This is a genomic window from Sulfurovum sp., assembly GCF_049668085.1.
Lineage (GTDB): Bacteria > Campylobacterota > Campylobacteria > Campylobacterales > Sulfurovaceae > Sulfurovum.
The window spans coordinates 1-11,105 of record NZ_JBATIY010000007.1; the positions used below are offsets into that span (position 1 = coordinate 1).

At 38.3% G+C, this 11,105-nt stretch carries 11 protein-coding genes and 1 tRNA gene; 5 read left to right on the forward strand and 7 right to left on the reverse strand.

Annotated features, from left to right (window positions below; all coding sequences use genetic code 11):
* The 5 genes from WBM70_RS00500 to WBM70_RS00520 form a co-directional block, all read right to left on the reverse strand.
* A partial coding sequence (locus WBM70_RS00500; protein WP_424556558.1) for a TonB-dependent receptor plug domain-containing protein occupies nt 1–1,099 on the reverse strand: 1,099 nt, incomplete at its 3' end.
* A 62-nt stretch (nt 1,100–1,161) separates the two neighbouring features.
* A complete protein-coding gene (locus WBM70_RS00505; protein ID WP_424556559.1) occupies nt 1,162–1,923 on the reverse strand; it encodes an energy transducer TonB in 762 nt (253 codons plus the stop codon).
* A 203-nt stretch (nt 1,924–2,126) separates the two neighbouring features.
* Complete coding sequence (locus WBM70_RS00510) at nt 2,127–2,843, reverse strand: DUF2202 domain-containing protein (RefSeq protein ID WP_424556560.1); 717 nt, start codon at nt 2,841–2,843, stop codon at nt 2,127–2,129.
* A 99-nt stretch (nt 2,844–2,942) separates the two neighbouring features.
* Nucleotides 2,943–3,818, reverse strand: coding sequence for a sensor histidine kinase (locus WBM70_RS00515; protein WP_424556561.1), 876 nt, complete (start codon nt 3,816–3,818; stop codon nt 2,943–2,945).
* Nucleotides 3,815–4,468 (reverse strand): response regulator transcription factor, encoded by a 654-nt coding sequence (locus tag WBM70_RS00520; protein WP_424556562.1) that lies wholly within the window; start codon nt 4,466–4,468, stop codon nt 3,815–3,817. Before WBM70_RS00520 ends, WBM70_RS00515 begins: the two co-directional genes overlap by 4 nt.
* A gap of 107 nt (nt 4,469–4,575) precedes the next feature.
* On the opposite strand from WBM70_RS00520, the gene WBM70_RS00525 reads away from it, so the two are divergent.
* Nucleotides 4,576–5,244 carry a small multi-drug export protein gene (locus WBM70_RS00525; RefSeq protein WP_424556563.1) on the forward strand — a complete coding sequence of 223 codons (669 nt, stop codon included), beginning with the start codon at nt 4,576–4,578 and terminating at the stop codon, nt 5,242–5,244.
* Nucleotides 5,245–5,262: 18 nt separating this feature from the next.
* On the opposite strand, the gene fabG is transcribed toward WBM70_RS00525, so the two are convergent.
* Nucleotides 5,263–6,006 (reverse strand): 3-oxoacyl-ACP reductase FabG, encoded by a 744-nt coding sequence (gene fabG, locus WBM70_RS00530; protein ID WP_424556564.1) that lies wholly within the window; start codon nt 6,004–6,006, stop codon nt 5,263–5,265.
* Nucleotides 6,007–6,076: 70 nt separating this feature from the next.
* Between fabG and WBM70_RS00535 the strand changes: the two genes are divergently transcribed.
* Nucleotides 6,077–6,415, forward strand: a complete 339-nt coding sequence (locus tag WBM70_RS00535) for a hypothetical protein (RefSeq protein WP_424556565.1) — start codon at nt 6,077–6,079, stop codon at nt 6,413–6,415.
* Between the two features lie 13 nt (nt 6,416–6,428).
* Here WBM70_RS00535 and gpmI read toward each other — a convergent pair whose 3' ends face one another.
* Nucleotides 6,429–7,907: a 2,3-bisphosphoglycerate-independent phosphoglycerate mutase gene (gpmI, locus tag WBM70_RS00540; RefSeq protein ID WP_424556566.1), complete on the reverse strand. Its 1,479-nt coding sequence runs from the start codon at nt 7,905–7,907 to the stop codon at nt 6,429–6,431.
* 402 nt (nt 7,908–8,309) lie between these two features.
* Between gpmI and mraY the strand changes: the two genes are divergently transcribed.
* From mraY to WBM70_RS00555, 3 genes are all read left to right on the forward strand, one after another.
* Complete coding sequence (gene mraY, locus WBM70_RS00545; protein WP_424556567.1) at nt 8,310–9,368, forward strand: phospho-N-acetylmuramoyl-pentapeptide-transferase; 1,059 nt, start codon at nt 8,310–8,312, stop codon at nt 9,366–9,368.
* Between the two features lie 2 nt (nt 9,369–9,370).
* Nucleotides 9,371–10,585, forward strand: a complete 1,215-nt coding sequence (gene murD, locus WBM70_RS00550; RefSeq protein ID WP_424556568.1) for a UDP-N-acetylmuramoyl-L-alanine--D-glutamate ligase — start codon at nt 9,371–9,373, stop codon at nt 10,583–10,585.
* An 84-nt stretch (nt 10,586–10,669) separates the two neighbouring features.
* A tRNA-Phe gene (locus WBM70_RS00555) sits at nt 10,670–10,745 on the forward strand.
* Nucleotides 10,746–11,105: the final 360 nt, after the last annotated feature.

The window sequence follows — 11,105 nt, forward strand, 5'->3', positions numbered from 1 at the left end:
GATACATGTCGTTTCTATAGAATTCACCGTCCCAGTTTCTTTTACTATAATCCAATCCTGCTGTAATCGTATGATTATCCATATCAAAACTGTTTGAAAGTTTTGCCCCTTGCATCTCAGAAGTCAATGCATGCGTCACTTGATTTGGCATCATTGGCATCATTGGATTACTAAGCGAAGAAATTCTATACATGTTAGACATTGGATGATCCACTTCTGATTGATAAACCTGAATATTAAGCTCTTTTGAATATGTCCCTAGATCTTTGGCTATATACTCGATATTAAAAATATCTGAGTCATCATACAACGCATCCATTGGTGTAGACGGATAGAGTACATCATCACTTCTGTTAGCTGTATAGCTGAGTCTCAACTCTTGATTATCTGTAATATCCCAAAAAAGTTTTGCCATCAATGTATTTTTCGAATAGGCATCCATATTTTGATACTGTGTTTGATACTGTGCTCCCATTGGAACGTTTCCAGCATCTATCTCTCTTTGTATCTGACCTACAAAATCATTCCCATCACCATCTTCGTACTGTTCACCTTCTTCCATCGAACCCGTAAGTAAAACCCTTACATTCTCTGTGATGCCGCCACTAAGCGCAAAAGATCCCTTTTTGTATCCCCAAGATCCAAAACCAAGATTCACTTCACCTTCAAACTCTTCAGTTGGTTTGATCGTGTGTATCTTTACATCTGCGCTGAGTGCACCAAAATCTTCTACATTAAATGGCCCTTCATTGATCTCGATATAATCCACATTATTTGTCAATATATGAGAAATCGGTGGGTCCATTCTGTTTGGACAGGCTCCATGTACTTTTGCACCGTCTATGGTTACATTGATATTGTCTTTTCTTTGTGCTCTCACAACGATATCATTCGCAATTCCAGATCTTCTGCTCAAAGCAACACTTGGAGACTGTTTAAAAAGTGCTTCCGCCAGATCGGCTGATTTAATGTCTTCCCCGCTGACATCTTTAATAACCTCTGTATCTACTTTTGTATCTACATGTATCGTTTCTAACTCTACTTCAGCAGCATTGATCCATAATGTACATGCCAAAGAAAGGTATATCGCCTTTTTCATATTAACTCCCTGTAAAATAATTTGCATTATCCTAGCGCAGTTGTGTTAAGCTTGTATTAAATTTATCTAAGTTGATAGCGAAGTTTGATATTGATACTTTTTGGCAACGTAATAGGCGCATTCTTTACATTGATAGGAAAAGCACTTTTTACAGCCTTACGTGCCGATTTTTGAAATGCTTTAGGTCCACTCACCGAAATGTTCCCTACTTTTCCACTGCTTAAAATAGTGAATTTCACATTAACTGTACCCTGCATACCTCTTTTTTTAGCAACCCTCGGATACGATTTGTGCTTATTGATCTTGGTTCTGATATTTGCCAGAAATTGATTTTTTTGCGCAGGACTGCTCTTTGCACTTCTTGATGAAGCTTTTTGTCTTACCTGTTTCTTTTTCGCCGTTTTCTTTTTAACTACTTTCTTTTTACGCTTTTTCTTGACTTCAGGTTTCTTTTTTACTTCCTTCACCACTGGCTTAGGAACAACCGGTTCAGGGATAACTTCCTCTTTTATCTCCGGCTTTTCTTCTGGGATTGGTTCTTTGATCACTTTAGGTTCGACAATAGGTTTTTCTTCAATAACAGGCTCTTCCTCAACCACAGGTTCTTCTTCTACGATTGGTTTCTCTATCTCTTTTACCTGTTCCTGTTCCACCTGTTCAACCATTTGTGGTTCAAAAGAGGACATACAAAGCTGTATCGCTTTTTCTTCTGATTTTTTTGATGAGACAAGATAATGGTTTTGTGCATAAAAAAACAGACTTATCCCCAAAATATACATAAGTGTGGTGCTAAAATAAGAGATAAAATGACGATGTTTTAGCATTGAGGAATCTTTTTTGGGATGTATTATGACGGAAAAACGTTAAGGGAATGTTAAAAAGAGCAGAAGCCTTATGTATTTAAGATCGGGGGGGGGTAAATACAAGACAACTTCTGAACTTTTCTTATTTCGACGTGAAAGAAGTATGACACAAAAGTGTTAACTTAGTGTTAAACCAAATGAACACCTCTGTATGAAGTCCTTTTTTATTTTTGAGGATAGTCCGGCTGACAGAAATCAAAGCCAAGTGCAGGTTCAAGAACACAACATCCTTCACTTATACCCATATCTTTAAGCCCTGTATCAAATGCCCAGTAATGATTGTAACTTCCATCACGTAAAGAAGTAAATACTTGTAAAACATCTGATGCATCCGCTTCATCAGCCATCTCGATAAATTCATTCAAATCGACAATATCCACTACCTCAACCATACAACCCACTTCTAAAGCATCTTGTGGCGATTGAATTCCTTTGTCATACAGTAACTCATAAAGTTCCTGAATATGTTCTATGGGGTAATGGCCATCACCAATGCCCTCTATACTATACGATACATCTGTATCAGGATACTGTGTCATATTCAGATCATATTTTATTGCAAGCCTATTGACGGCATCTATATGCTCTGCTTCAGAACCTACCGCGATCTGCTCAAGCTCATCTATAGGTTGGAGTTTATAGATATTCGTATACACATCATATGCCAAACTCTCTTCACTATACATATAAGCGATTGAGTCTTTTAACTCTTGGGTCAGTGTTGATTCTGGTGCATTTATTGCATCATCAATTATTTCACTCAAGTTTGCATCTTCTATGATCTCACTGACTGTGTCACTGCTGCATCCTATAATGCTAAACGCTGCTATAAAGAGAACAGACCCTCCTACTATCAAACCTTTTCGTAGATCATTTTTCATGGAGTTTTCCTCCTTTTTTTATTACTTTATAATATCATGAATATACTTTTATATCATAATTATTTGAAGTAAGTCTATTTGATATAAAGTGAAATAGTATCAATGATTTTTCATTACATCAGAATGTATAGTTGCCATTACTTTTGAAAGATTGAAGCTCACAGTTGTCCCTACGTCTTTTTCAGACTTTATATGTATTTCCAACCCCTCATCATCACAATAGGCTTTCACCAAGGCAAGTCCTATCCCTTCTCCATCTTTTCTGTCATCTCCTTGATAGTACCGTTCATGCACACGTAAAAGTTCTGTAGTCCCCATACCTACACCTTTATCTTCCACACTTAATATATGATTGTTCAGTGTCACACGGATAGGTGCATCCTTGGATGAATACTTCATGGCATTGGAAACGATATTATCAAACATCTGTTCAAAACCGATCTTGTCTACTTCTATTTCATAAGGTTCTAAAGCCAGTTCAAAAGGGTTTCGCTTTTGTTCCTTAAATATTTCAATACGCTCTTCAAGTAAAATTTGAAGGTCAAATCGCTCTTTTTGTATGTCATGCATCTCTTTATGAATACTATAGACCAATTCATCATACAATTTTTTGAGTCTTACGCTGGCATCTTCGATACGTTTAATGCGTTTTAGCGATTTCTCATCTTCCATCGTTTTTTTTAACATGGCAGTATTTGCTTTGATAGTAGAAAGTGGAATATTAAGTTCATGAATAATATCATTGGTCAAAGAGGTGAGTGTGTCTTCCATCTGTTTTCTGGGTGCAAAAATAAGAGTAGAAAGAACATAAGCCCATCCTATTGCCACAAGCAAAACCAAAGCCCCTGCTATAAAAATATTAAACTCACTCAAATGCCACGTCTCTAAAAAACGGTATACCGCTGTCATTAAAGTGAACATGGTTACAAAATAGATAACCGTGGCAAATATCAGCTCTTTTTGGCGACTTGTCATTTAGTACTCATTTGGTATCCTACACCACGTATATTTTGTATTTGTGTAGGGAAATATTTTTTAAGTTGGGCAATATAGACTCTCAATGCCCCATCACTCGCTTCCTCAGAAGAACTCCAAAGGCGTTCTTTTATTTGATTCAAAGGGACCACTCTTCCCTGCCCTTCCAAAAGCACTAAAAGAAGTTCTCCTCCTTTGATACTTAACTCTAGTGTTTTCTCATTGAGGTAAAGTGTTTTTGTCAAAATATCAAACTGATACATATCTATCTCTACGACCTGACTGCGTACTTGTCTACGCAATACTGCCTGTATACGCAAAGAAAGTTCATCCAGATCCACAGGTTTATAGATATAGTCATCCCCTCCTTTTTCAAACCCCTCTTTTAACGATGCTTTATCTTCTCTGGACGTAATAAAGATACAAGGGGTTTCATCACCGCTTTGACGTAGTTTTTCTAAAAGCTCAAAACCATTTTCATATGGTAGATTAACGTCAAAAAGATAGAGGTCAAATACATGCTCATAGGTCAGATCAAGTGCACTATAGGGATCAAGCGCACAATGTAGAGAATGCGCTTCTTCTTCTAAGAAATCTTCAAGGGTTTCATTAAATAGTTTATCATCTTCTAATATAAGTATCCGTGCCAATACTTTCCCTCTCTTTCTTAAATTTTATTTATGATTATACCTCAAAATTATTTAACGGTAATATCATGCTATACTTTTATTCTATAGACTACAGAGAAGGTAAATTGTTGAAATTCGATCATTCATTTTTAAAACATAAAGAGGGACAGATCCTACTCTTAGGACTCCTATTATTAGGAGGATATTTTATCCTTCTATTACTTTGCGGTATTTTTTATTCAAATTATTTTCAAGAGTTACTAAGTATTACGATCACCAATGTCATATTCGGTCGTATGGCAGGTCTCTCCATAGGTGTGGCTTCACAAATGGACACTACTTTTCTAGTTCTTTTCAACTTTTTTATTGAATCCATTATGGTACTCATTTTATACCCTCTTTTTGTATCGAGCTGGAACAAACTTGATTTCGTTTCATACCCGCCACTTAACCGTTATCTAGAACGTTCTAAAAACAGTGCACACAAATATGAACCTCTCATTAAACGTTATGGTGTTATTGGACTCATTTTATTTGTATTGACACCTTTTGCCATGACAGGTCCGGTAGTAGGAAGTTTTGTAGGGTTTTTGATAGGATTTAGCCATCGTGTAACTCTGACTATTGTACTTTCCAGTACGTTGATTGCTATTATCCTATGGATCTATCTCATTAAGAATTTTGAGGAGACATTGGTTGCATACAGCGACAAACTGATGGTAGGTTTACTCATAGCTGCGGGTGTACTGTTTTTGTGGTATTTATTGAAGAAAGCATTTACTCGAAAGAAGCTTTAGAAAAAAGCTTCTTTGAAATTACATAAACATTCCGCCATTGACCTTCAGTGTCTCACCTGTAATGTAAGAAGAGTGGTCAGACAGTAAAAATGCTACCGCTTCAGCTACCTCTTTTGGTTCACCAAATCTAGCCATTGGTATCTTGGATGTGAAAGCATCTTTTACCTCATCCTTAAGAACATCTGTCATCTCAGTAGCAATGAATCCCGGAGTGATCGTATTGTAACGGATGCTTCTAGGTGCTGCTTCTATCGCAAAACTTTTTGTCATCGCTATCGTTCCGCCTTTACTTGCTGCATAATTCGTCTGTCCCGCATTCCCGGTTTCACCTACGATAGAAGCGATATTCACTACAGAACCAAAACGTTTTTTTCCCATCACTTTCAGCGCTTCACGACAGCCAATAAATGTGGAGGTTAAGTTTGCGTTGATCACATCCATAAATTCATCTGTTTTCATACGCATTGCTAATTTGTCTTTTGTGATACCGGCGTTATTTACCAGGTAAGCAAGTTCTCCATCTGCTTCTACAATGTTTTTCATCGCTGCTACAAAAGCTTCATCATCGCTGACATCAAAACCGATCACTTCTGCTCTACCGCCTGCTGCTTCTATCTCTGATTTCACCGCATTCGCTTCAGCCTCTCCAGAACGATAATTCACCCATACTTTCAAACCAAATGTGGCGAGACTTTTTGCTATTTCTGCACCTATTCCTCTACTTGCTCCAGTCACTAAAACATTCTTACCTGTAAATTTCATTTTGACCCTTTTGTAATTCTTTGATAAAATTGTACCATGTTTTTATGGTACAATGGCAGAAAGGAAAGATATGGAAAAGAAAATTAAAAAATCAGTCGCTACCCTACTTGCACATATCATTAAAATAGATCGCAGAGATATAGCAAAGGAAGCACCACTTTTTTGTAAACTGATGGAAATGGATTTTGATTGTGATTCTGAGGAAGCAAAAACATTTCTCAAACAAACACTAGAAGAAGAGTACGATCTTGATGAACACATTGCTATTATCAATGATGCTTTATGTGATGATCAACTTAGTAAAATGCATATACTTGAGCAGCTTAATCATATCATCTACTCAGATACGATTACTCCCAATGATTACGAAGAGTTTGAGAAGGTCAAAAAGGCACTTTTCTCCTGTTGACCCAAGATTTGGGTCAGATCAGTGGCTCATCCATCTCAGCAGGTATCTCTAATCCCATAAGTGTAAGCACTGTTGGTGCAACATTATTTAAGCCACACCCCTCTTTAACACTAGTTACACCCTCAGCCATGACAAAACACCATACTTCACCTACGGTGTGATTTGTTAGTACATGCCCTTCACTGTCTTTCATCTCTTCACAGTTTCCATGATCTGAAGTAAGTACTACAGCATAGCCATCCTCTTTTGCTTTATCGAGTATTAATCCAAGTTCTTTATCCACAGCATTTACCGCTTGACATGCTGCTTCATAGTTACCCGTATGTCCTACCATATCTCCATTGGCAAAGTTTACCACGATGAAATCATAAGACTCATCCATGGCTGTACGTACCGCCTCACCGACTTCAGGCGCAGACATTTCAGGCTTCATATCATAGGTTTTCACATCAGGGCTTGGTATAAGCACCCTGCTTTCACCTATCATAGGTTCCTCCACACCGCCATTGAAAAAGAACGTAACATGTGCATACTTCTCAGTTTCTGCTGTATGAAGCTGTCTTAGTCCTGCATCGCAGATCACTTCCGCCAAAGTATGTTTAGGTGTCTCTTTAGGAAAAAGTATCGGGTAAGGAAAACTTGCATCGTACTTTGTCATCGTTGCGATGTTCAGTGGTGTAGACTTACATGCAAATTCATCAAAATGCTCATCACCTAACGCTGCCGTGATCTCTCGTACTCTGTCTGAACGGAAATTCGTTACCAGCACGACATCATCCTCTTTCATCTCTTCATATCCTGCAAATGCGACAGGCTCTATAAACTCATCTGTCTCATTTTTTGCATAACTCTCATCGATATATGCTTTGGGACTCAATGAGGTTGATGGTCTAGCCTCAGCTATCGCCCGATACCCTTTTTCTATTCTTTCCCAGCGATTGTCTCTGTCCATCGTAAAGAAACGTCCGCCTATGGTAGCTATAGAGATGCTTTCATCACATATCTCCTCTATTTGATCCACATAAGTTTTGGCAGAAGTAGGACTGACATCTCTACCATCAGTGATCAAATGTAAAAAGACTTTTTTGCCTCTGCTTTTTGCAAGTTTTGCCATACCGATAGTATGTTCTATATGAGAATGCACACCTCCATCACTAAGCAGCCCTATCAAATGCACACGATCACTCTTCTCTAAGATATCAGTTAATGCCTGATTATTTTCTATACTTCCATCTTCAAGTGCCAAAGAGACCTTGACTAGATCCTGGTACAAAATACGTCCAGCACCTATCGTCATATGTCCTACTTCAGAATTTCCCATCTGCCCTTCAGGAAGACCTACGCTCAGACCATGCGTGGAGATAAGTGCACTAGGTGCTGTTTCAAAAAGTTTGTCATAGGTAGGTTTTGTTGCATCTTTAAATGCATTACATGTACTGTCTGGTTTACACCCTATACCATCAGTGATGATTAAAACGGTTTTTTGTTTCATATTTTTCTCTTTTTATTACTTAGAACACTTTTGGCGCAAATCCCATAAAGTTACGTTGTCACTCAGACAACTTCAGCAGTTGGCTCATATGACTAGTCACATTTTAAGTTTGCACAGCATTAAGGTTATGTAATTATTCTTTTTTATTGAAATAATAGTAAAATAAACTTTCTTAATTCTTTAATACAAAATTTTAAACCCGTATTATGCAATAGGATTATGAAAATAGTGTATAGTGCTTGTGTTTAGGGTGCTTGCAATAAATTTGTACCCCAAGGGTATTTCCGTTGGGCAGTTTAACCCTTAGGTTAAGCGATGATTTATTGTGAATATCCTAGACGCAATGGCTCATACTAGTTTCATGATTTCTATTGCATAATACGGGTTATACGAAAGTTGCCCATGCTATACGAACTCTCCCAACTCTTAGATATTAATCTTTTCGGATACATCTCAGTACGTGCCGGTATCGCATTTTTTATTGCCTTTATACTCACGCTGTTCGTTATGCCAAAATACCTTGCTTGGGCTATTTCAAAGAATGCAAATCAACCCATTAGCAAATACGTCCCTGCACATGAAGGGAAGCAACACACACCAACGATGGGTGGTGCTGTGTTTCTTATCTCTTCACTTTTTGCGGCTTTACTGACCGTAGATCTCTCTAACATCTACATACTCGGCGGACTTATCACACTCATTGGCTTTGGTTTTGTTGGGTTTAAAGATGATCTGGGAAAAGTGCTGGCTGGTGACAATCTGGAAGGACTGACTCCCAAAGGCAAAATGGGATTACAGATCATCGTTGCATCACTTGCAACAGGATTACTTATATTTAATGGATTTCCAACTGAATTTTATGTGCCCTTTCTCAAAACACCTCTTTTTGACTTAGGCTATGCATCTATTCCTTTTTGGATACTTGTATTTTTAGCTACAACCAATGCGGTAAATCTTACCGATGGACTTGATGGACTTGCAACGGTACCCTCTATCATCGCATTGGTCTCATTAGGTTTGATCATCTATGTAACTGGTCATGCCATCTTTAGTCAGTATCTGCTGGTTCCAAATATCAAAGGTGTGGGTGAAGTGATGATACTGGCTGCTGCACTCATAGGTGGTCTATTTGGTTTTTTATGGTACAACTGCTACCCTGCAGAGATTTTCATGGGTGACACAGGCAGCCTTGCTATAGGCGGATTTTTAGCCTATCTTGCCATCTTGGGGAAAAGTGAGATCCTGCTTATTCTTATAGGTCTCATTTTCGTGATAGAAACGGTTTCAGTCATCCTTCAAGTGGGAAGTTTTAAGCTGCGTGGGAAGCGCGTCTTCCTCATGGCTCCCATACATCACCATTTCGAACTCAAAAAATGGGCAGAAAATAAGATCATCATACGTTTTTGGATGATCGCATTCATCGCAAATGTACTTGCACTTATCTCATTTAAGTTCAGATAATCATGAAACAGATAAAGCCCACACTTTTTGGCTACGGACTCACCACAAAAGCTATCGCAAAAAAACTAGGCGGAGGATGTACTTTCTTTGATGACAATGTCAAGGAAGCATACACGGATGAAACGGGAAATCACATACTCCCTTCGCATCTTTTTGATCCAGAGGCAAGTGCATTGGAAGTCACTACACCCAGTCTGAAACCAGACCATCCACTGATCAAAAGTGCTAAAAATTTGCTCAGCGAATATGATTACTTTGCAAAAGAGATGCCTTTTAGCATTTGGATATCAGGAACGAACGGTAAGACGACGACCACACAAATGCTCACACATCTTTTAGAAAAACGTGGTGCCCTCAGTGGCGGGAACATTGGTACGCCTTTGGCAGAACTGGACACTAATGCCCCTATCTGGGTACTTGAGAGCTCTTCATTTGCCCTGCACCATACCAAAACAGCTTCACCTGACATTTACCTTCTGCTCCCTATCACTCCGGACCATTTGGATTGGCATGACACATATGAACAGTATGAAGCAGATAAGCTTAGGCCGCTACTGGCCATGAAAGAAGGAGAACTGGCACTCGTACCTAAAGGACTGGATCTTCCAAAGACACATGCCTATGTCGTCGAATATGACAGTAACGAATTTATAGCAGAGTATTTTAACCTCGATAGCACCCAGTTGCGTTTTAAAGCTGCCTTTTTACAGGATGCACTGCTTGCACTTGCTGTAACGAAAGTACTTTTTGATGAAGCAGACTATACACTCATGAATACCTTTACCCTGGATGCCCATAGACAAGAAGAGCTTAAAGATGCACAGGGAAGACTCTGGGTAAATGACTCCAAAGCCACCAATCTTGATGCCACTGTACAGGCTGTCAAAGGCTATGCCGATAAACACATCCATCTCATCATCGGGGGAGATGACAAAGGGGTAGATCTAACACCTCTTTTTGAAAGTATGAAGTCACTTAACCTTACACTATATACTATAGGGGCAAACAGTGACAGACTTTTAAGCCTTGCAAAAACCTATCATATCCATGCTGTGGAATCACAAACCATACAAAAGGCTGTACAACAGATAGACAGTCAGCATACACAAGAAAGTGTTGCCCTTTTATCACCGGCTGCTGCAAGTTTTGATCAATTCAAATCATATAAACACAGAGGTGATACGTTTATGGAATTGGTAAAAGAATTAAAAAAATGATTTATTTCTTGGTTTTGCTTGCTGACTTTTAAGTTTTAGCTGTTATAATTCTATCCTCTTAAACAGATTTCCTGTTTTTAAGTTGGCTCGATAGCTCAGTCGGTAGAGCAAAGGATTGAAAATCCTTGTGTCGGGGGTTCGATTCCCTCTCGCGCCACCATTAACTTCAATCATATTCATACAAACCATCAAAAACATTAACTAAAACCTTAAGAAATAGACACTTTTCTTAAAAAAAACACTCAATTTGGTTCATTTTTGCATTTTTTTCTTCTATTTCTATCCTATCTTACACCCATAAAACATACTTATACACGGTATTTAGACCAAATTATTAACTATTTGTTAACTAATTATTAATTATATTGACATTTTTCGCTAATTTATGCTATAATACCGTTGTATTCAAAACAAATTCAAGGAGAATTACAATGAAAAAAACATTATTACTTTCAGTAGTAGCGTCAACAATGATTATGGCTGGTGGAGATATCGCTCCAGTTGAGCCAGTAGTAGAAGC